At 28.9% G+C, this 21,498-nt stretch carries 19 protein-coding genes; 15 read left to right on the top strand and 4 right to left on the bottom strand.

Going from position 1 to position 21,498, the window contains the following annotated elements:
* Positions 1 to 97: 97 nt before the first annotated feature.
* Positions 98 to 970 carry a helix-turn-helix transcriptional regulator gene (locus FIA58_RS08150; RefSeq protein WP_140961985.1) on the bottom strand — a complete coding sequence of 291 codons (873 nt, stop codon included), beginning with the start codon at positions 968 to 970 and terminating at the stop codon, positions 98 to 100.
* A gap of 228 nt (positions 971 to 1,198) precedes the next feature.
* Between FIA58_RS08150 and hemA the strand changes: the two genes are divergently transcribed.
* The 9 genes from hemA to FIA58_RS08105 all read left to right on the top strand — a co-directional run bounded on the left by hemA (position 1,199) and on the right by FIA58_RS08105 (position 10,220).
* Positions 1,199 to 2,446 (top strand): glutamyl-tRNA reductase, encoded by a 1,248-nt coding sequence (hemA, locus tag FIA58_RS08145; protein WP_140961984.1) that lies wholly within the window; start codon positions 1,199 to 1,201, stop codon positions 2,444 to 2,446.
* Between the two features lie 74 nt (positions 2,447 to 2,520).
* Positions 2,521 to 3,444 (top strand): hydroxymethylbilane synthase, encoded by a 924-nt coding sequence (hemC, locus tag FIA58_RS08140; protein WP_140961983.1) that lies wholly within the window; start codon positions 2,521 to 2,523, stop codon positions 3,442 to 3,444.
* A 12-nt stretch (positions 3,445 to 3,456) separates the two neighbouring features.
* The gene (locus tag FIA58_RS08135; RefSeq protein ID WP_140961982.1) at positions 3,457 to 5,199 is read left to right on the top strand and encodes a TrkH family potassium uptake protein; all 1,743 of its coding nucleotides are present in this window, start codon (positions 3,457 to 3,459) and stop codon (positions 5,197 to 5,199) included.
* Positions 5,200 to 5,210: 11 nt separating this feature from the next.
* On the top strand, positions 5,211 to 5,927 hold the full coding sequence (locus FIA58_RS08130; protein ID WP_140961981.1) for a potassium channel family protein: 717 nt from the start codon (positions 5,211 to 5,213) through the stop codon (positions 5,925 to 5,927).
* Positions 5,928 to 6,593 (top strand): uroporphyrinogen-III synthase, encoded by a 666-nt coding sequence (locus FIA58_RS08125; protein WP_140961980.1) that lies wholly within the window; start codon positions 5,928 to 5,930, stop codon positions 6,591 to 6,593.
* A gap of 70 nt (positions 6,594 to 6,663) precedes the next feature.
* Positions 6,664 to 7,689, top strand: coding sequence for a uroporphyrinogen decarboxylase (gene hemE / locus FIA58_RS08120; RefSeq protein WP_140961979.1), 1,026 nt, complete (start codon positions 6,664 to 6,666; stop codon positions 7,687 to 7,689).
* Positions 7,690 to 7,730: 41 nt separating this feature from the next.
* Positions 7,731 to 8,303: a DUF3575 domain-containing protein gene (locus tag FIA58_RS08115; protein ID WP_140961978.1), complete on the top strand. Its 573-nt coding sequence runs from the start codon at positions 7,731 to 7,733 to the stop codon at positions 8,301 to 8,303.
* A gap of 37 nt (positions 8,304 to 8,340) precedes the next feature.
* On the top strand, positions 8,341 to 9,243 hold the full coding sequence (hemF, locus tag FIA58_RS08110; protein ID WP_140961977.1) for an oxygen-dependent coproporphyrinogen oxidase: 903 nt from the start codon (positions 8,341 to 8,343) through the stop codon (positions 9,241 to 9,243).
* Complete coding sequence (locus FIA58_RS08105) at positions 9,234 to 10,220, top strand: DUF4421 family protein (RefSeq protein WP_140961976.1); 987 nt, start codon at positions 9,234 to 9,236, stop codon at positions 10,218 to 10,220. Before hemF ends, FIA58_RS08105 begins: the two co-directional genes overlap by 10 nt.
* A 60-nt stretch (positions 10,221 to 10,280) precedes the next feature.
* Here the strand turns inward: FIA58_RS08105 and FIA58_RS08100 are convergent, their stop codons facing one another.
* Positions 10,281 to 12,173 (bottom strand): hypothetical protein, encoded by a 1,893-nt coding sequence (locus FIA58_RS08100; RefSeq protein ID WP_140961975.1) that lies wholly within the window; start codon positions 12,171 to 12,173, stop codon positions 10,281 to 10,283.
* 2 nt (positions 12,174 to 12,175) lie between these two features.
* Positions 12,176 to 12,811, bottom strand: a complete 636-nt coding sequence (locus FIA58_RS08095; protein ID WP_140961974.1) for a hypothetical protein — start codon at positions 12,809 to 12,811, stop codon at positions 12,176 to 12,178.
* Positions 12,812 to 12,963: 152 nt separating this feature from the next.
* Between FIA58_RS08095 and hemB the strand changes: the two genes are divergently transcribed.
* From hemB to FIA58_RS08065, 6 genes are all read left to right on the top strand, one after another.
* Positions 12,964 to 13,953 (top strand): porphobilinogen synthase, encoded by a 990-nt coding sequence (gene hemB, locus FIA58_RS08090; protein WP_140961973.1) that lies wholly within the window; start codon positions 12,964 to 12,966, stop codon positions 13,951 to 13,953.
* 89 nt (positions 13,954 to 14,042) lie between these two features.
* On the top strand, positions 14,043 to 15,101 hold the full coding sequence (locus tag FIA58_RS08085) for a CNNM domain-containing protein (protein WP_140961972.1): 1,059 nt from the start codon (positions 14,043 to 14,045) through the stop codon (positions 15,099 to 15,101).
* 77 nt (positions 15,102 to 15,178) lie between these two features.
* Complete coding sequence (gene dprA / locus FIA58_RS08080; RefSeq protein WP_140961971.1) at positions 15,179 to 16,291, top strand: DNA-processing protein DprA; 1,113 nt, start codon at positions 15,179 to 15,181, stop codon at positions 16,289 to 16,291.
* A gap of 97 nt (positions 16,292 to 16,388) precedes the next feature.
* The gene (locus tag FIA58_RS08075) at positions 16,389 to 18,965 is read left to right on the top strand and encodes a phosphoenolpyruvate carboxylase (protein WP_140961970.1); all 2,577 of its coding nucleotides are present in this window, start codon (positions 16,389 to 16,391) and stop codon (positions 18,963 to 18,965) included.
* Between the two features lie 85 nt (positions 18,966 to 19,050).
* The gene (locus FIA58_RS08070) at positions 19,051 to 19,719 is read left to right on the top strand and encodes a hypothetical protein (RefSeq protein WP_140961969.1); all 669 of its coding nucleotides are present in this window, start codon (positions 19,051 to 19,053) and stop codon (positions 19,717 to 19,719) included.
* The gene (locus FIA58_RS08065; protein WP_140961968.1) at positions 19,712 to 20,356 is read left to right on the top strand and encodes a hypothetical protein; all 645 of its coding nucleotides are present in this window, start codon (positions 19,712 to 19,714) and stop codon (positions 20,354 to 20,356) included. Before FIA58_RS08070 ends, FIA58_RS08065 begins: the two co-directional genes overlap by 8 nt.
* 55 nt (positions 20,357 to 20,411) lie before the next feature.
* On the opposite strand, the gene trpS is transcribed toward FIA58_RS08065, so the two are convergent.
* Entirely contained in the window at positions 20,412 to 21,380 is a 969-nt protein-coding gene (gene trpS, locus FIA58_RS08060; protein WP_140961967.1) for a tryptophan--tRNA ligase, read from the bottom strand.
* Between the last annotated feature and the right edge of the window lie 118 nt (positions 21,381 to 21,498).

Genomic DNA, 21,498 nt, shown 5'->3' with positions numbered 1-21,498 from the left:
TCTCTTGGATAAAAATAAATAATCAAGTTTTTATATGTGTTATAATTATACTAATTTTTCCTATTCCAATATTAAATAAATCAATCATTTATAGTTTTTACACATTCAAATTCAAGTTCATTAAATACTTTTTGGGTGTGGTTCCAAATTTCTTCTTAAAAGCCGCAATAAAATGACTTGAAGTACTGTAACCTACTTTCAGCCCAACTTCATTTACATTGTATGAACCTGAATCTAACATTTTTCTAGCATATTCCATTTTGTAATCAAACAAAAAACTATAAACACTATCACCATAAATTTGTTTGAAACCTACTTTTAGTTTTTTTAGGGTTAACCCAACTTTATCTGCTAATTCTTGTAATCCTGGTGGTTCTGCCATATTTTCTATGACAATTTCTTTAGCTTTCTTTATTTTTAAAACATTCTCTTCATCAATCAAAAACGGACAATGTTCTGCATTTGGATCTTCATTTTGGTTAAAATACAAACTCATTAATTCGTACCCTTTTCCTTTTAAATATAAATTTTTAATAGAAGAATTTTGATTGTAATGAAAAATTTGGTTGAGTACAATGGCCATTGACGGACTAATATCTTCTTCACCATAATATTTTTTATCTAAATTTTCCTGGCTTAAAAAAGGAATAACATCTGCTTCATTAGAAAACAAAGCATGAAATTTTTTTATTGAAATAAGCATTGAAATAATCCAAGATTTTGGACTTACTTCTAAATGTAATGGCAATTCTTTTTGTGGATTATAAAGTAAAAGTGATTTTTCTTCATTTAAATCCAATGCATAAGTACCTTGATTGAAAATAAATTTAGCCTTTCCCTTCACATTAAAATGAAATTGGATCAATCCTGTTTTTACTTGTTTTTCAATGCGTTCCATGGTTTCAGAATCATTTTGAAAACGAAGTAATGTAAAATCTGTTTCTATTTTTATTTCTTCAAATGAACTCATAGCGTTGTTTTTTGAATTAAAAATAAGGCTTTAAAAATTAAACTTATTTAGATTGGTTATAAATAAATAAGTTCTCAATGACCAATTTTACTACAAAAATACATGAAATACTAAAAACAAATCATAATTTTTACAAAAAATCTGCAATCGACACAAAAAGTACTTTGAGCGTTATTTTTAAACACTGCTCTACCTTAATTTTGTTTCACTTTAAGGAAAGTACAATTTATGGATAACTTTACAGGTATCAAACACACTACTTTTTATGCCATTGGTTTAAGCTACAAAAAAGCGGATGCCGAGATGAGGGGTAAATTTAGTTTGAATGAAAAGACAAGAATAGATTTATTAAATCAAGCGAAAAACGAAAACATTGAAAGCCTTTTTGTTATTTCGACTTGTAATCGTACTGAAATATATGGATTTGCAGAACATCCTTTCCAATTAATCAAATTACTTTGCGATAATAGTTTAGGTACTGTTGAAGATTTTCAAAAGATTGCCTATGTCTATAAAAACAAAGAAGCCATTTCGCATTTATTTAAAGTTGGTACAGGATTAGATAGTCAAATATTAGGTGATTTTGAAATTATTTCACAGATAAAAATTGGATTTACAGAAAGCAAAAAATTTGGTTTAGGCAATAATTACATTGAACGTTTAATTAATGCAGTAATACAAGCTAGTAAAAGGGTAAAGAATGAAACACATATTAGTTCGGGTGCAACTTCTGTCTCATTTGCTTCTGTGCAATATATAATGAATAATGTACCGGATATTGGTGCCAAAAATATTTTACTTTTTGGAACGGGAAAAATTGGCAGAAATACTTGTGAAAATCTAGTTAAACATACAAAAAATGATCATATTGTTTTAATAAATAGAACAAAAGAAAAAGCAGAAAAAATTGCTGGAAAGTTCAATCTTATAGTTAAAGACTATGCTAATTTACAGTTAGAAATTCAAAAATCAGACGTTTTAGTCGTTGCAACAGGAGCACAAAATCCAACTATTGATGCAGCCATTTTAAATTTAAAAAAACCATTACTTATTTTAGATTTATCAATTCCTAAAAATGTGAACGAAAATGTAAATACTGTAGATGGTGTTTCCTTAGTACATTTGGATTATTTATCTCAAGTAACCGATGAAACCATAGAAAAAAGAAAAGAACACATTCCTGCTGCAGAAAAAATCATTAATGAAATTGTTGAAGAATTTATGAGTTGGTCCAAAACAAGAAAATTTGCTCCAACCATTCATTCCTTAAAAGAAAAATTAGCCGATATAAAAAAAACAGAGTTGAATTACCAACGAAAAAAACTCGATAATTTTAACGAAGAACAAGCGGAAATCATCAGTAATCGAATCATTCAAAAAATCACTACTCATTTTGCCAATCATTTAAAACATGAAAACACTATGGTTGATGAAAGTATCGAATGGATTGAGAAGGTGTTTCAATTAAATAACTAAATTACTTCTTTAAAACCATTAGCAATTGATTATTTTTAAAAACTTTAGTTTCTTAATGGTTCAAAAAAAATAAAATGTTGGAAAAAACAATACGAATAGGAACTCGTGATAGCGAATTAGCACTTTGGCAAGCTCATACCGTTCAAAACAAACTTAACACTTTAGGTTATAAAACAGAAATCATTGCTGTAAAAGCTACTGGAGATCTTATTCTTGATAAACCTTTATACGAACTTGGAATAACAGGCATTTTTACAAAAACTCTAGATGTTGCAATGCTTAAAGGCGAAGTAGATATTGCTGTTCATTCTATGAAAGACGTTCCTACGAGTTTACCTAAAGGAATTGTGCAAGCGGCTGTTTTAGAAAGAGCTAATACATTAGATATTCTAATTCACAAAGGTAATTTAGACTTTTTAGAAACCGACGGAATAATTGCTTCAGGGAGTCTAAGACGAAAAGCACAATGGTTGCATAAATACCCTACTCATACTGTTGAAGATTTACGTGGAAATGTAAATACAAGAATGCAGAAATTGAAAGACAACAGATGGAATGGAGCTATTTTTGCAGCTGCTGGTTTAGAAAGAATCAATTTAAAACCCGAAACATTTCTCAATTTAGATTGGATGATTCCTGCTCCTGCACAAGGCGCAATGCTTATTGTCGCTATGGAAAATGATAGTTTTTCAATAAAAGCTCTTGAAAAGTTAAATCATAATGAAACGGAAATTTGTACGTTTATTGAGCGACAATTTTTAAAAACGTTAGAAGGAGGTTGTACAGCCCCAATTGGTGCATTGGCAACCATAAAAAACAACGAGATACGTTTTGAAGGGGTGTTATTCTCTTTAAACGGAAAAGAGAAACATTACATTAAAAAAAGTTGTAATTTTGCTGATTATAAATCTTTTGGAAAAGAGTGTGCAAACGAAATTTTAAATCAAGGAGGTGACTCTTTAATGAAAGAGCTTCGTTCACTGCTAAAAGTGAAATAAATCACTGCTAAAATGGAAAGAGAATCATTACTCAATTATATTTACCGCTTTTTTGATATTATTGTACTACTTTTTATAGTCTTTGACTTTGGTTATGATTTTGCAGAAAACTTCAATAGTCCTCATGTAATTGGATTAATCATTCTATCCGTTTTACTTCTTGTTTTTAATACTTTTAAATTCTTTATTTATAAATATAAAAGCAATAAAAAAGTAGCATTAGTAAATATGATTATTATTTCACTCTTGCTAATCATCTCGTTTTTTATTGCTATTTCAAACACTGATTTTAGTTACCATTACATTTTACAAAAAATTAAACCTATTTTAGAAGGTGGTTTAATTATATATTTTCTTTTAAGACTATTAGTACTTGTTAGACATATATATGATATCTATTTTAATCCAGCGATTGTTTTTGTAGGTAGTTTTTTAATCCTTGCTTTATCTGGAGCTTTTTTATTGATGCTACCAAGTGCAACTACAAATGGAATTACCTTTACAAATGCATTATTTACGGCAACTAGTGCAGTTTGTGTGACAGGTTTAGCTGTTGTTGACACAGGTGTTGACTTTACAACTATAGGACAATCTATTATTTTAGTATTAATTCAATTAGGGGGAATTGGTATATTAACTTTTACATCTTTCTTTGCTTTTTTCTTTAGAGGAAGTTCTTCTTTTAAAGAAGGATTAAACACAAAAGATTTTATTGCTCAAGAAGGATTAAAAGATGTTTTTAGAGCAGCATTAAATGTTGTTATTTTTACCGTTAGTGTTGAAATTATTGGAGCTATTTTCATTTATTCATCTGTAGTCAATAATTATTCTATTGATAATAAGTTTTTCTTTTCAATATTCCATTCCATTTCTGCTTTTTGTAATGCTGGATTTTCTATTTTTTCAAATGGTCTCTATGATGAGACTATTCGCTTTCATTATTTTTTTCAATGGATAATAATGATACTTATTATTTTTGGAGGTCTTGGTCACAATATTATTTTTAACTTTTATAGATATATTAAAACGTATGTTTTAGAATTATTTGATAAAAAATTAATTCATAAGCAAGTTCCTGTAATTACTGTAAATACAAAAATTGTAATTTATACTACAACCATATTACTATTTGGAGGATGGTTGTTTTTATTTATTTCAGAATATAATAACACCTTGTTAGAACACAAAACAATATTTGGGAAAATTACTAATGCAGCTTTTAGCTCCGTTACTCCAAGGACAGCTGGTTTTAATGTGGTAGATTATACAAAAATGACCGTTCCATCACTACTTTTTATTATTTTTCTAATGTGGATAGGGGCTTCACCTGCTTCTACTGGTGGTGGTGTTAAAACAAGTACCTTTGCATTAGCAACACTAAATATATTTGCTGTTGCAAAAGGAAAAAGTAGAATTCAAATTTTTGGAAGAAGAATATCTAGTGAATCAACATCTCGTGCCTTTGCAATTTTATGTATTTCACTAATTGTTATAGGAATTGCAATAATGGCTTTATTAATATTTGAACCCGAAAAGACTCCTGTATTAACTGTTGTTTTTGAATGTTTTTCAGCCTACAGTACAGTCGGTTTAAGTTTGAATTTTACATCCACACTATCAGAACCCAGCAAGTATGTAATTATTGCTGTTATGTTTATAGGGAGAATAGGAATGCTCAACTTAATGATTGGTTTATTACGTCAAATGAACCATCAATTTTATGAGTATCCAAAAGAAAATATTTTGATTAACTAAAAAAGTTTCAAATGAAAATAATTGTTTTTGGGCTTGGAAATTTTGGAATGTCATTGGCTTTAAGTTTAACAGAAACTGGAAACGAAGTCATTGGTATCGATAAACAAATGGATAAGGTAAATCTTGTAAAAGACAAAATATCACATGCTATTTGTATGGATTCGACTAATGAGTTAGCTTATGAAGCTGTTCCTTTAAAAGATTCAGATAAAGTAGTAGTTGCTATCGGTGAAAATGAAGGTGCTGCCATTATCACAACTGCCATTATCAAAAAACTAAGCAATGTAAAAATTATTAGTAGGGCTCTATCTCCTATTCACGATACTGTTCTTGAAGCTATGGGGATTTATAGTATAATTCACCCTGAACAAGATTCTGCAGATCGTTTAACCAAGCAAATTAATTTCAAATCTACTTTAGAAAATTACCAGTTAGATAATAACTTTACCATTTCTGAAGTAAGGGCAAAAAAAGAATTTTATGGAAAAACACTAGGTGAGCTAGATTCTGTAGATAAATATAGCTTAACACTTGTGACTATCATTCGCAAAAAAGAAAAGCGAAATTTAATAGGTAAAAAAACGCTTGTAAAAGAGTCAATAGGCAGACCTAATCCGGAAACTATAGTTCAAGAGGATGATATTTTGGTAGTTTACGGAAACAATAAAGATATTGAGAATTATTGCATGGGTCAAGAAGAATATGATTTGAGAAATAAAAAAATCTAAATGGTTGTTTTAAGTACAAAAGAACTTTCAAAAAAGCAAATTACATTACTTGATAAAAAAAAGTTTGCCCTTGTACATGCTGATTTTATAAAAATAAAAACACTTAATTTTTCATTAGATCAAATAAATGAAAACTTAATTTTTACTAGTAAAAATGCAGTGAAAAGCATTTTAAAAAATAAAGATGTTAATAGTGTTACAAGTAAAAAGTGTTTTTGTGTAGGAGAAAAAACAAAGCGTTTTTTAGAAAAAAATAGTTTCAATGTTATTGATTTTGCATCAGATGCTTATTCTCTTGCCGAAAAAATTATTGAAAAATATTTCAATCAAAAATTCACTTTCTTTTCTGGAACCATTCGTAAGGATATTTTGCCGAAAAAATTAATTGAAAAAGGTGTTTTTTTTAATGAAATACAAGTTTATAAAACGGTTTTACAGCCTAAAAATATTATAATAGAAACCAATGCTATTTTATTTTTTAGTCCGTCTGCTGTAGAAAGTTATTTACAAAAAAATAAAATAAATAATCAAACTTGTTTTTGTATTGGAAAAACAACAGCAAAAGCATTAGAAGATATTTCCGAAACTTCGGAATTGAATATAGTAATTGCCTCTCAACCTAGTATTGAAAGTGTAATTGAAGAAGTAATAAAATATAATAATTAATTACTAGTTTTAGGTTTTTCGTTTAAAAAAATTAAACTTTAATACCTTAACTTTTAAAACCTTAAATCAAATGATAAAAAACGATTTGTTTTTAAAAGCTCTTAATAACGAAACAGTAGAACGACCTCCAGTTTGGATGATGCGCCAAGCAGGTAGATATTTGCCAGAATTTATGGCAATAAAAGAAAAGTACGATTTCTTTACACGTTGTAAAACACCTGAGTTAGCCTCTGAGATTACTGTTCAACCTATTCGTGTTATAAAACCTGATGCAGCTATTTTATTTTCAGATATTTTAGTTATTCCTCAAGCGATGGGAATCGATGTAGAATTACAAGATAACATTGGACCTGTTTTACCAAACCCTATTCGTAAAGCTACTGATGTAGATAAAGTTTTTGTTCCAGATATTAATGAAACTTTAGGTTATGTTATGGATGCTATCGACATGACACGAGAGAAGTTAAATGATGAAGTACCATTAATTGGTTTTGCAGGTTCTCCTTGGACTATTTTCTGTTATGCTGTAGAAGGAAAAGGGTCAAAAAGCTTTGATAAAGCAAAAGGGTTTTGTTTTTCAAATCCTGTTGCTGCACATTTATTATTACAAAAAATTACTGATACTACTATTCTTTACTTAAAAGAGAAAGTAAAACATGGTGTGAATGCTGTACAAATATTCGATTCTTGGGGTGGAATGTTGTCTCCAACTGATTATACAGAATTTTCATGGCAATATATCAATCAAATAGTAGAAGCTTTAGCTGATTCAACAAAAGTTATCGTTTTTGGAAAAGGATGTTGGTTTGCACTCAATGATATGGCAAAATCCAAAGCAGCAGCTATTGGTGTTGATTGGACATGTTCGCCAAGAAATGCTAGATATCTAACTGGAGGAAAAATAACTTTACAAGGTAATTTTGATCCTTCAAGATTGTTATCTCCTATTCCTGTTATCAAGAAAATGGTTCATGAAATGATTGATGAATTTGGTAAAGACAATTACATAGTGAACCTTGGTCATGGTATTTTACCAAATATCCCTGTAGATCATGCAAAAGCATTTGTGGAAGCCGTTAAAGAGTATAAAAAGTAGAAACACTTTGGTTAAATAACAAAAATAAAAGGAGTTAACTTATGAATCTAAGTTCTAAAAAAGTACAGATTTCATTACTCTTTTTATTTTTGTTATCTACTGTGCTATTTTCAAATGGTCAAACTAATTTAAAAGTAAATGTTTTTTATGCAATAGCCGCAGTTCCTAATTTAGGCATAGAAACAAAGCTAGGAAAACATACTTCTTTTCAAATAGATGTTACCACTTCTTTTTGGGAATCAATTAATACTGCTCCTCAAAAATTTGTCTTACTTTTTCCTGAATTTCGTTATTATACTAAAGAATTTGGAAAAGGTTTTTATATTGGAACACATATTGGTGGTGGTTCTTATAAACTCCAAAAATACAATTATTGGTCAACCGATTTTTATCAAAAAGGATATAATATAATGTATGGAATAACTACTGGTTATCAATTCCTAATAAATAAAAAATGGTATCTCGAAGTGTTTATTGGTGGAGGCTCAAGTCAAGGCTATTACAAAGGCTACAAAATAAGTACTAATGAAAGGTATGATGGTGCAGATAAATTTAATAAAAGTGGTGAATGGATACTATATAGAGGAGGATTAATGTTGGTTTACCAGTTATAATACAATTTAAAAAAAGGAAATATTTGGAATTCAAATTATGAAAAATAAATTTTATACATACATACAAAAACTTCAAGATCAAATTTGTAAAGGATTAGAAGAAATAGACGGTAAAGCTTATTTCAAAGAAGATCTATGGAGTCGTCCCGAAGGAGGTGGTGGGAGAACACGTGTCATTGAAAACGGAAATGTTTTTGAAAAAGGAGGTGTAAATATTTCTGCAGTTCATGGAAAATTACCCGATTCTATGCAAAAATTATTCAATGTAGGAGAAGCGGATTTTTTTGCTTGCGGATTGAGTCTAGTAATTCATCCTAAAAGTCCAATGGTGCCAACTGTACATGCCAATTGGAGGTATTTTGAAATGTATGATGATAAAGGAGAAATAATCAATAGTTGGTTTGGTGGCGGACAAGATTTAACACCTTATTATTTGTTTGAAGAAGATGCTAAACATTTTCACCAAACTTGCAAAACAGTTTGTGATAAACATAATTCTGAATTTTATTCTAGATATAAAAAACAATGCGATACTTATTTTTGGAATGCACACAGAAATGAAGCTCGTGGAATCGGGGGCTTATTTTTCGATTATTGTAAAGAAACTGAAACCATGAAAATGGAAGATTGGTATAATTTTGTAACAGATGTTGGAAATAGTTTTCTAACTGCGTATATTCCAATTGTTGAAAAAAGAAAAAAAATGTCTTATACAAATATTCAAAAAAACTGGCAAGAAATTCGTCGTGGTCGTTATGTAGAATTTAATTTAGTTCATGATAAAGGTACTTTATTTGGTTTAAAAACTAATGGAAGAATAGAAAGTATTCTAATGAGTTTACCACCTCATGTACAGTGGGTTTATAATCATCATCCTGAAAAAGGAAGTGAAGAAGAAAAATTACTTCAAGTCTTAAAATCTCCAATTGAATGGCTATAAAAATTTCATTATTAAACAGTATTGTTTTTATTATTTCTGTTTCATGTTTTTCACAGGAAACAATAGTAAAAGATACTGTTTTTAATGAAAAAAATAGCTTTATTCAGTCTTTTCCTAATAATATATCAACTAGACTTTTTTTTATAAACACTTCAAATTCCTTATATGTAAAAGATCGTAATTCTAATGATTTTTATATTCTTGATCCAAATAAACAAGATAGAATTGGAGCTACAATTTCCTTTCGATCCATTTCCATTTCATACTCTATAGCTCCATATTTTTTAGCTACTAATAAAGACAATGAAGGTGCCAAACTTTTCAATATTAACTTAAGAACCTATTTTAGTAATTGGATGCAAACCTTTGATATTTATAAGGAAAAAGGATTTTACATTAAAAATGATGCCATAAATTTCTATTTTCCAAAAATAAAATCAATTAAAATTGGTGGTTCCACATCTTATATTTTAAATCCAAATTTCTCTTTTAAATCTGTTGTATCTCAAGATGAAAAACAACTTAAAAGTGCTGGAAGTCTTATACCTAGAATACTTTATTATTATAGTGAATATGATATTGTAAGTGAGAATGATATTGTAAGTTTTGAAAGTAAAATTTACTCTTTTGATATTGCATTAGCACCTTCTTACTACTATAACTTTGTACCTATAAAAAACTTATTATTATCTACTGGTATCTCTACAGGTATTGGTTTAAATACTACCACTTCAGACAATAAATCAGTTACATCCTTATTAACAGAATTAGATTTTAGTTCTTCGATAACATATGATTTTTCTAATTTTTATTTTGGAAGTCATTTCAGTTACTTAATTCTTAACCATAATACTGATAGTTCTTCCTATGTAAAAGACAATATTCCATTTATCGAATTTTTTTTAGGTTATCGGTTTAAAGCTCCAAAAAAATTACTTCAAAAGGTTAATAAAATTAATGATAAACTAAAATTTTAATTACATAAAAAAAGCAATGATTTGATTAATCATTGCTTATAATTTTCAATATAAATTTAACTATTTAGTACTTAAAAAAGTAACTAAATCTAATGTTTGTAAAATAATATTTTTATCTGAACTAGAAGAATGTAAACTCATTTCAAATTGTAACTTGTTGTTTTCCATTTTTTTTGAAGATTTAAAATCAATTTTTTCAAATTGCTGACTTACCTTTCTCATTTTTGAAGCATCCTTTCCTAAGTTCTCTTTAGAAGCATATTTTTCCATCAATTTTTTTAAATTAAGATCTCCAAACATGTAATTCTTCTTAATTTGTTGTTTAAAGTTAATCGTGAAATTTGAATTTGAATTACTTATAAAACTTAGTCCATTAGTAATAACTACAACATCTCCATCTTTTATTATTCTTAGATCTCCCATCTCTTTCTCAGAACCTCTTACTTTATAAAACTGTTTTTCTTTAATAAGTACTTTTCTTCTTTCTGCTAAATCTAAAAGTTTATTTCCCATAGTTCTATGCGTCGAAGTAAATAAAACTGTGAAAATAGGTGTCGTTCTTTTATCTGTTTTTTCTACTTCAATCTCATTATAATCTTCATCATATTCATAACTTTTATAAGTATATTCTTGTTCAGATATATCGTGTAGAAAAACAGTAAAGTCACCATCAAATAAGGATGCAATTGCTTTTTCATCTAGCATTGTACTGATTAAATCAGTAACTATTTCCATATCTTCTTTCTTTAAAAATCTATTGTCATTATACATCTGTGCAGTAATAGATGGGAAATTCCTTAATAATTCTTCAGAATTAATATGATAACTCATATAAGCCATAGGAGTCTGATTTGGGAAATACTTAAAAATATTTTTATTTATTTTTCGATTTACCACTTTAGTCATTATGTCTGCTAATGATTTTGAATATTCTATTGTTTGTTCTATTCTAGCATTTTTATTTTCAAAATACATGTTAAAATTAACTCCTTTAATAAAGCTATCAATATCATCTGAACTTAACCCTCTTGAACCACCAACCATTGATTTTACAATTCCAGAAAAATCTTTCATTGAATTAAAAGCAGATTGATAATTAACCCAAGCAGAAATGTCTGCTTTTAAATTTATTTTATCAGATGTTGGAACAACAAATCCATCATCAAAAAGAAAAGCAATATGTTCATTTTGCATTTCTTTTCTCCTTTGTTTTTCCTCTTCGATTTGTTTTAAATATTCATTATTTTCTTCTTCATAATTATAATTGTAATCATAATCATCAACAGGTGCTTCTACCACTTCTACTTCCTCCCATTCCGTCTGATCTTCAACTTCTGTAGATTGTATAATAATTTCTTCTTCTCTATATTCTTCCTCATTATATTCAACTGCTTCTTCTGTTTCAGCTACTTCAATTACTTCCTCATCATAAACTGGTGAAGTATTATAAAGATTAGAATAGCCGTTATCGTTTGAAATAGGTTTAATAAACTCTATAAAAATTAAATAATCATTATTCCAGGCTATTGAAAATTCTTGTTTTGGATCATTAAAAACCGAATACAATTCATAATCAATTATTTCCGCAGTAATAGAATCCTTAGTGTTTATTCTATCTTCTTCATTTTTCTTAGTTAAAAGAGTTCTCACTTCTTCGCGATTTTTAATCGGAATAGTAATTTGATAAAAAGGAATATTTTTAGACGAAAAATTTCCATGAATAGTAATATCCTTATCCATTCTTATTAAAGAAGTGTACTCTTTAATATTAAAATCTGATTTAGAATTTGAAATCTTTTTTATAGCATCGTGATTTAGAATTTCATCTAAACTTACTTTTTTAGAAAATTGACTTCCATTAAATTGAACAAAGTAATCTAACTCTTTTGGAGTTAATTGACTAAAAACAAATGTGCTGGCTAGTAGTAATAAAACATGTAACTGTTTTTTCATAATTATGGATTAAAATAAATTGTATTATTCATTAAGGTATTGTTTTTTAAAACGCTATATATATTTTGTTTTAAAAAAACGGTTTGTTTACTTTTTGAAAGTTTACAGTTTGGGTTTGTAAATTGAGAAACTTCTTTGTCAAAAGTATAAATCGTTGTAATATGAGCGTCTTCTAGATCTTCTTTTTTATCATCATTCTTAACCAAATTTTTTGGAATAGGGTAAGATGCAAATCTCTGAAAATAACTCTCCTTTGATTCACTAAAATGGGTAATTGGATTTTCTTTATTCATGCTATTCAAAACAGCATTGAGTGCTTTTAAATTACTGTATTTAAACTTAAAAGTAAAGATGTAAGTTTTAAAATCATATTTAGTAGTAACTGAAGAAATACCTTCTATTTTAGAAGCTTGAGTTCTAAAATCAGCTAATTTGTTTTTAATATCTTCTTCACTTGGAATACTTACTCCATCCACTTCTTCTAACCATATTGCAGACCTTGTTCTAAACCATGATTTAGAAAAATCTACAATAAGGCTATAATCCCCACTTTCATCTCTATTATGTTTAATTCTTTCTGTTATTTCAAAACAACTTGTTAAGGAAAAACACAAGGCTATAATCATAATTCTTTTCATTTTGCAAACTTAAGATTAATAATTTATTTTTTGTACTTTTATTTAAGAATACTATATCCGTAAGCCATTATCTTTACTTGAATTTCATTAACTTTGTTTGATAAATTTTACAATTAAAAACACTTTATATAAAGGCTTAAATTAAATAAATTATGTTCCCATTAAGAAGAAATAGACGATTAAGAACCAATGAAAGCATTCGTTCCTTAGTTCGCGAAACCATACTAACACCAAACGATTTTTTAGTACCTCTTTTTGTTGTTGAAGGAAAAGGAATTAAAGAAGAAATCCCATCCATGCCTAATTATTTTCGATATAGTTTAGACTTATTAGAAAAAGAAGTGAAAGAATTATGGGCAATGGGTTTAAAATCTGTCTTACTCTTTGTAAAAGTTCCTGACAATTTAAAAGACAATAAAGGCACAGAAGCTTTAAATTCTAATGGGTTAATGCAACGTGCTATAAAAGTTGTTAAAAATACTGTTCCGGAAATGATTGTTATGACTGATGTTGCTTTAGATCCTTATTCTTCTTTTGGACATGATGGTGTTATTGAAAACGGAATCGTTTTAAACGACATTTCTTCTTCAATTTTAGCAGAAATGGCCTTATCACACGCAAAAGCTGGTGCCGATTTTGTAGCACCAAGTGATATGATGGACGGTAGAATATTAGAAATGAGAGAATTATTAGAAGAAGAGAATTTTACTAATACTGGAATTATGAGTTATAGTGCTAAATATGCTTCATCTCTTTATGGACCATTTCGAGATGCATTAGATTCTGCACCTGTAGACTTAGTAGATATTCCAAAAGATAAAAAAACCTATCAAATGGATTATCACAATCGTAAAGAGGCAATAAGAGAAACTAGAATGGATATTGAGGAAGGTGCTGATATTGTAATGGTAAAGCCAGGGATTGTTTACTTAGATATAATTCGAGATATAAAAAACATGTCGGAAGTTCCTGTTGCAGTCTATCAAGTTTCTGGAGAATATGCTATGATAAAAGCAGCCGCAGAAAAAGGCTGGTTAGATCATGATGCTATTATGTTAGAACAAACCACTGCGTTTAAAAGAGCTGGTGCAGATATCATTGCTAGTTATTTTGCAAAAGATATTGTAAAATTATTGAAGTAATTTTTTTGTTACAGTAAAATTTACATCAACCCATTTCTTTTGTATTATCAGTTTTTATTGCTTATTTTAGAATTTTAAAATTAAAATTAATGACCCTTTTAATTATTTACGCAGTTACTTCTATTTTTTTTTCTTTTCTATGTTCCATTTTAGAAGCAGTACTTTTAAGTGTTACCCATACTTTTATAACCATAAATAAACGGGATGGAAAAATTTTTGCTACTAAACTTGAAGCTTTAAAAGCCGATATAGACAAACCATTAATTACAATACTTACTCTGAATACCGTTGCGCATACTGTAGGAGCTATATTAGTAGGTGTACAAGCTGAAAAAACCTTTGGTAATGGCAATAATGCGGTTGCCATTGTTTCTTCAATCATGACTTTTTTAATCTTGATTTTATCTGAAATTATTCCTAAAACTATTGGGGCAAAATTTTGGAAACAATTAGCCGCTTTTACTACAAATACCTTGAATATATTAATTTTTCCATTAAGAATTACAGGAGTCTTATGGTTACTACAACTTACCACAAAGTTAATTGGAGGGACTGGACATGTTTCTATTTTAAGTAGAGACGATTTTTCAGCTATGGCAGATTTAGCCGAAAAAGAAGGTGTTTTCAAAGCTTCTGAATCCAAAGTATTAAAAAATTTATTGAGTCTTGATTCTGTGTTTGCCAAAGATATCATGTCACCTAGAACTGTTGTTAAAATTGCTAATGCTTCAACTTCTATTGAAACATTTTATAACGAAAATAAAAACCTGCGTTTTTCTAGAATTCCCATTTATCAAAATTCGTCAGATGATATCGTTGGGTTAGTTTTAAAAACCGATTTACTAGAAGCAATGATTAATAACAATGGAAGTGCTACCCTTGAATCTATAAAAAGACCAATTGTTTTAACCAAAAGAAATCAACCCATTCCACAGTTATTTGATGAATTAATCGAAAACAAAAATCACATGGCTGCTGTTCTTGACGAATATGGTTCATTCAGTGGTTTAGTTACACAAGAAGATGTTATTGAAACACTTCTTGGTCTAGAAATTATGGATGAAAGTGATTCGGTTGAAGACCTTCAAAAACTAGCCAAAAAGAACTTAGAAAAAAGAATTGAAGCTTTAAAAAAATCTGAAAACTAGTATTTTATCCATTTGCAAATTCCAAAATAAAAACTACATTTGTGTAATATATAAGCCAATTATTTTTATTACACGCCATGTTACAAAACGAATTATACTATACGCTTGCGTTAATGCAAGTAGAAGGAGTAGGCGATATTCTTGCCAAAAAACTCATCCAAAATTGTGGTTCTGCAGAGGAAGTTTTCAAAGCTAAAAAAACAACTTTAGCTAAAATTGAAGGCATTGGAAAAACATTCCTAAAAAACATTCAGGATAAAACCGTTTTTCATAAAACAGAGCACGAGTTACGAATTATTGAAAAGGAAAATATCAATTTATGGTATTACCAAGATATAAATTATCCTGAAAGATTAAAACACTGTTTTGATGCTCCAGTACTCCTTTTTCAATCTGGGAATGTGGATTTATCTAACAGAAAAATAATTAGCATTGTAGGCACTCGTCAAGTAACTACTTATGGTTCTGAATGTACTAAAAAGCTAATTGAAGAATTAGCTCCTTTAAATCCTATTATAGTCAGTGGTTTTGCTTATGGGGTGGATATTGTGGCTCATCAAGCATCCATGGATTTTGGACTACAAACTATTGGTGTTTTAGCGCATGGTTTAAACCAAATTTATCCAAAAATCCATAAGAAATACATGGTAAAAATGGAAGAAAATGGTGGCTTTTTAACCGAATTTTGGAGTGACTCAAAACCCGATCGAGAAAATTTCGTCAAAAGAAATCGAATTGTAGCTGGAATGAGCGAAGCCACCATTGTTATAGAAAGTGCAGAAAAAGGCGGTTCATTAATTACGGCACAAATTGCAAACGATTATAATAGAGATGTTTTTGCCGTTCCTGGAAGAATTACTGACAAGTACAGTCAAGGATGTAATAACCTCATCAAAACACAAAGAGCTCATGTTTTAACTTCCGCTGCTGATTTAATTTATATGCTAAATTGGGAAATTAGTAAAAAAAACAGAAAAGAAGAAAAAGGAATTCAAAAACAATTATTCATCTCTTTGAATGAAGAAGAACAGAAAATTTACGATTATCTGCAAATAAAAAATAACGAAACAATCGATAGTATTGCACTAGATTGCGATTTTCCAATATTTAAAACCTCCTCCATTTTATTAAATATGGAATTAAAAGGTGTAATTCGACCATTACCAGGTAAAATATTCGAAATACTTTAAAAAAATCATAAAAAAATAACATTGTGTTCTATTTACAACAACAATCATCGGGTTTCTTTGAAAATATTGATGTATTTTAGTATAAAATTTATTTACAATGTATTCATTACCGAAACTAGAACGATTCGAACAAAATGTAGCTTCAAAGTTTAATATTTATAACAGTATTTTTATCACTTTACCTTATGACGAAATCAACAATACAGGTGTTTTATTGCCTTTATTTTCTGATGTTTGCCAACAAGGGTATAAAAACAACCAAAGTCCGGAAGAAATTTTTGACACTTTTGCTTCAAAATATTTAGAAAATGCCTCTGAAAAGGAAAAAATCGATTTAATGTTCCGTTTTATTCAATATGTAGAACGACAAGTGGTTTTGTTTGATGCTATTGAAGATTCAGCTTTTGATATAGTAAACAATATGGAAGGTAGTGGTTCTTTGAGAAGTATTAAAGAACGCGCAGAACAACGCTTTAAAAAGGAAGAATTAATTTCGTTTTTGAATGATTTTAAAGTAAGAACTGTTTTAACTGCGCATCCCACTCAATTTTATCCAGGTTCTGTTTTAGGAATCATTACCGACTTAACTGAAGCTGTAAAAACAAATGACTTTAATAGTATTAAAGAATTATTAGCCCAACTTGGGAAAACACCTTTTATCAAAAAAGAAAAACCAACTCCTTTTGATGAGGCCGTTAGTATCATTTGGTATTTAGAAAATGTATTTTACCATACTGTTGGTGAAATGATGCAATACATTAAAAAAAATATTTTTGAGAAAAAAGATCATTTAAATAATGACATTTTTAATCTTGGTTTTTGGCCAGGTGGAGATAGAGATGGAAACCCTTTTGTAACCACTGAAATCACTTTAAAAGTAGCGGATAGATTGCGTTCTGCAATTCTAAAATGTTATTATCTTGATATTAGAAAATTAAAAAGAAAATTAACCTTTTCTGGAGTAGAAGAATTAGTTAGCAGTGTTGAAAATAAATTATATCGTTCGGTTTTTTATTCTGAAGGAACGGTTTTTATCACTAAAAAAGAATTAGCTACCGAACTAAATAAAATTAAACAACTTTTAATAGACCAACATCAATCTTTGTATTTAAATGAAATTGAAGATTTGATTAACAAGCTAAGTGTTTTTGGTTACCATTTTGCTACTTTAGATATTCGTCAAAATAGTAAAATTCATCAAGCTGTTTTTCAAGACATCATATCAAAAAATCCAGCTTTGTTTTCTTTAGATTATAATGAACTGAACGAAGCAGATAAAATTGCTATCCTTTCAACAATTACCGCTAATTTAAATGAAAACGATTTTACAGATGAAGGAACGAAGTCTACTCTAGGTTCTATAAGAGCCATCAAAACCATTCAAGAAAAAAATGGAGAATTCGGTTGCAACCGTTATATCATTAGTAATAATGAAAGTGCTTTAAATGTAATGGAAGCTCTGGCTTTATTCCGTTTAACCAATTGGAAAAACCCACCTGTAGACATTGTCCCTTTATTTGAAAGTGTTGAAGATTTGCAAAAAGCAGATCAGGTAATGGAACAATTATATACAAACCCAACTTACAAAGCACATTTAGCTAGTAGAGGAAACCAGCAAACTATTATGTTAGGTTTTTCTGACGGAACTAAAGATGGTGGTTATTTAATGGCTAATTGGGGAATATACAATGCAAAAACGGCTATTTCTGCAATGTCTAGAAAATACAACATCAAAGTTGTCTTTTTTGATGGTCGTGGTGGACCACCAGCTCGTGGTGGTGGAAAAACACACCAATTTTATGCTTCTTTAGGTCCAGAAATTGAAAACAAACAAATTCAATTAACCGTCCAAGGACAAACTATTAGTTCTAATTTTGGAACCATGGATTCTTGTCGTTATAATTTAGAAAATTTATTGAGTGCTGGAGCCAATAATCAAGTGTTTCATCATCAAGAGAATCATTTGACTGTTAAGGAAAAAGAAGTGATGCAAAAGCTTTCTGAAATTAGTTACCAAAAATACATTGATTTTAAAAGTCATCCTAAATTTGTACCTTATCTAGAAAATATGAGTACGTTGAATTATTATGCGAAGACTAATATTGGCAGTCGTCCCGCAAAAAGAAAACAATCTACAGAATTAAATTTAGACGATTTAAGAGCGATTCCTTTTGTAGGTTCTTGGAGTCAATTAAAACAAAATGTACCTGGCTTTTTTGGTGTAGGAACAGCTTTAAAAAGTTTTGAAGAAAACGGAACTTGGGAAGATGTACAAAACTTATATAATAATTCGTTATTCTTTAAAACGTTATTGGAAAATAGTATGATGGCTTTAAGCAAATCATTCTTTCCGTTAACAGCTTACATGAAGAATGATCCAGAATATGGTTCTTTTTGGACCATTATTCATACTGAATATTTGGAAACCAAACGTTTATTATTAAAAATATCAGGATTCACTGAATTAATGGAAAACTATCCAGATGGAAAAGCTTCCGTAGCAATGCGAGAAAAAATTGTGCTGCCATTATTGACAATCCAACAATATGCTTTACTGAAAATTAAAGAATTAAAAGAAAGTCCAAAACCAGATGAAAAGCAAATTGCTGTTTATGAAAAAATCGTAATGCGTTCTTTATTTGGTAATATTAATGCGAGTCGAAATTCGGCATAGTTTATCTTTGTCATGCTGAACTTGTTTCAGTATCTTGTAAATTCGGCTTAATTTTTGAAGTACCTTTTCTTATAAATATCGTTTTATGAGAAAAGGTGCTTTTATTTTTATTCTATCCTTATTTTTTATCAATTGCCTAGAAAAAACAAAAGTTGTAGAAAAAACCTACGAAGAACTTGAAGCAGAAGTTTTATCTGATGTTTTACCTGACGTGATTAAAGATTATTATAAAAAACAACCTATAATTCCACCACCACCATTTGAAACAAATAGTAAAACCTTTTCTAAAAAACAATTAGATAGTATTAATACGACAAATACTAACAATTGGAAAATCTTAAATTCTCAAATTTCAAAAGCGAGAGACAGTTTTATAAAACTTATTCCTAAACATAAAAAAGCAACCTTTGGAATTGTAGATTCTTTATGGAGTATTACTTTAGAAAAAATTAAAGGGACAGAAAATTATTTTTTTCCATTATGTGATTCATTAAATACTAGAGTAATTTATAGTAGCGATTTTTTAACTTGTTCAGTAAATATTAAAACTATTCCAAAAGATTCCATTTTTGAAGGTGAAATTAGAAACAATCCAAACTTAAGAGTAATTGGTCTGAGTAGAGTTTTAATAGATAAACCTAAAGAGAATGCTTACTTTGAAGTTTTTCAATATAACGATTTAAAGAAAGTTTCTTGTTATTATTTAGAAGAAAAAAATAAATGGATTGTTAAAGAAATAGTAGAATATGATTAAAAAAATAATATTTTCATTGTTACTTGTATTGATTTTTTTTAATTGTCAAGAAAAGACAAAAGAAGCACAAAAAACCTACGAACAACTCGAAGCAGCAGTTTTGTGTGATGTTTTGCCTCAAATAATAGTAAAATTCATAAGTCTCAAACTTCCTGCTCCACCTCCTCCAAATGAAGATTTTGAAAAACACAATGATAAATCATTATCAGATGAGAAGATGATTGAGTCAATAAATAAACAAAGAGATAGTTTAAGAAAATTAGCTTTAGAATTTCATAAAATAGAAATTGGATTAAATACTACTATGTTCCCCATTAATAAATCAGAATTTGATTCTATAAGCCAAAAGCAGATAGTTCTACATAGCTTAAAAGAAAGAGAAATCAAAAACAATGAAATAGTAAAATCTACTTTAAAGATAAAACTTTTAGAAAATGACACTATTGCTTCTATGGGAGAATTTATTTTTGATAGAAATCTTTCAGCAATGGTTAGTGTAACAAGAGTTTTTTTTAATAAAGATAAATCTAAGGCTTTTTTTAAATTATATCCTTTTGGTTGTTTACCTTATACAATAGAGGTTGTTTCTGAGAAGAAAAATGGCAAATGGGTTTCAAAAGAAATCACAAAAAAATAAAAAGCAGCTCTATCGAACTGCTTTTCCTATTTCTAGTTTCTAACTTCTAGTTATTTCAGTATCCTAATTTCTCTCTTACTCTTCCTAAAACACCATTAGCCACAATACTTGCTTTTGCAGCTCCTTCTTTTAGTAAAGCATCTACTTCTTCTAGGTTGTTGATGTAGTAATTGTATTTCTCTCTTACTGTTGCGAATTTTTCTACTATCAATTCAAATAGTGCTTGTTTGGCATGACCGTAACCATAATTTCCTCCTAAATAATTAGCTCTCATAACTGCTGTTTGTTCTGGTTTTGCTAATAATTTATATAATGCAAAGCAATTACACGTATCTGGGTTCTTAGGTTCTTCTAATGGTGTGCTATCCGTTTGGATAGTCATTATTTGTTTGCGTAAAGCTTTGTCATCTAAAAAAATATTAATGGTGTTGTTTCTAGACTTACTCATTTTATTTCCATCTGTTCCAGGAATTAACATGATGTTCTCGTCAATTTTTGCTTCTGGTAGAACAAAAGTTTCTCCCATTTGATTGTTAAATTTTTCAGCTACAACTCTAGTTATTTCTATGTGTTGTTTTTGATCTTTACCAACAGGAACAACTTCTGCATCATATAATAAAATATCAGCCGCCATTAACATAGGATATGTAAACAAACCAGCATTAATATCTTCCAGTGTTTCTTTTTTATCTTTGAAAGAATGAGCTAATGTTAATCTTTGATATGGAAAAAAACAACTTAAATACCAAGATAACTCAGCTGTTTGTGGTACATCTGACTGACGGTAAAAAACAGCTCTATCAATATCTAAACCACAAGCAAGCCAAGTTGCAGCCACACTATACGTATTTGCTCTTAAAGTTTTTCCATCTTTTATTTGCGTGATTGAATGTAAATCGGCAATGAAAAGAAAAGATTCATTAGCAGGATTATTTGCCATTTCAATTGCTGGTAAAATCGCACCTAATAAATTACCTAAATGTGGAGTTCCTGTACTTTGAATTCCAGTTAAAATTTTTGACATTTTTCTTGTTGTTTACCACAAAAATAGCACTTTTGCAGAAATGGTAAAAGGTTATTCTGAAAAGGTTGAATAATATTGTTATTTTTGAATGAGATTTTTTAAAATGCCTATTGTTTGA

Source organism: Flavobacterium jejuense, from assembly GCF_006491595.2.
GTDB lineage: Bacteria > Bacteroidota > Bacteroidia > Flavobacteriales > Flavobacteriaceae > Flavobacterium > Flavobacterium jejuense.
The sequence above is the reverse complement of the archived record's forward strand: the minus strand, read 5'-3'. Positions and strand labels throughout refer to the sequence as shown.

Coding starts and splice junctions, on each gene's coding strand:
- FIA58_RS08150 (WP_140961985.1), bottom strand. CDS start 970: ATGAGTTCATTTGAAGAAATAAAAATAGAAACAGATTTTACATTACTT.
- hemA (WP_140961984.1), top strand. CDS start 1,199: ATGGATAACTTTACAGGTATCAAACACACTACTTTTTATGCCATTGGT.
- hemC (WP_140961983.1), top strand. CDS start 2,521: ATGTTGGAAAAAACAATACGAATAGGAACTCGTGATAGCGAATTAGCA.
- FIA58_RS08135 (WP_140961982.1), top strand. CDS start 3,457: ATGGAAAGAGAATCATTACTCAATTATATTTACCGCTTTTTTGATATT.
- FIA58_RS08130 (WP_140961981.1), top strand. CDS start 5,211: ATGAAAATAATTGTTTTTGGGCTTGGAAATTTTGGAATGTCATTGGCT.
- FIA58_RS08125 (WP_140961980.1), top strand. CDS start 5,928: ATGGTTGTTTTAAGTACAAAAGAACTTTCAAAAAAGCAAATTACATTA.
- hemE (WP_140961979.1), top strand. CDS start 6,664: ATGATAAAAAACGATTTGTTTTTAAAAGCTCTTAATAACGAAACAGTA.
- FIA58_RS08115 (WP_140961978.1), top strand. CDS start 7,731: ATGAATCTAAGTTCTAAAAAAGTACAGATTTCATTACTCTTTTTATTT.
- hemF (WP_140961977.1), top strand. CDS start 8,341: ATGAAAAATAAATTTTATACATACATACAAAAACTTCAAGATCAAATT.
- FIA58_RS08105 (WP_140961976.1), top strand. CDS start 9,234: ATGGCTATAAAAATTTCATTATTAAACAGTATTGTTTTTATTATTTCT.
- FIA58_RS08100 (WP_140961975.1), bottom strand. CDS start 12,173: ATGAAAAAACAGTTACATGTTTTATTACTACTAGCCAGCACATTTGTT.
- FIA58_RS08095 (WP_140961974.1), bottom strand. CDS start 12,811: ATGAAAAGAATTATGATTATAGCCTTGTGTTTTTCCTTAACAAGTTGT.
- hemB (WP_140961973.1), top strand. CDS start 12,964: ATGTTCCCATTAAGAAGAAATAGACGATTAAGAACCAATGAAAGCATT.
- FIA58_RS08085 (WP_140961972.1), top strand. CDS start 14,043: ATGACCCTTTTAATTATTTACGCAGTTACTTCTATTTTTTTTTCTTTT.
- dprA (WP_140961971.1), top strand. CDS start 15,179: ATGTTACAAAACGAATTATACTATACGCTTGCGTTAATGCAAGTAGAA.
- FIA58_RS08075 (WP_140961970.1), top strand. CDS start 16,389: ATGTATTCATTACCGAAACTAGAACGATTCGAACAAAATGTAGCTTCA.
- FIA58_RS08070 (WP_140961969.1), top strand. CDS start 19,051: ATGAGAAAAGGTGCTTTTATTTTTATTCTATCCTTATTTTTTATCAAT.
- FIA58_RS08065 (WP_140961968.1), top strand. CDS start 19,712: ATGATTAAAAAAATAATATTTTCATTGTTACTTGTATTGATTTTTTTT.
- trpS (WP_140961967.1), bottom strand. CDS start 21,380: ATGTCAAAAATTTTAACTGGAATTCAAAGTACAGGAACTCCACATTTA.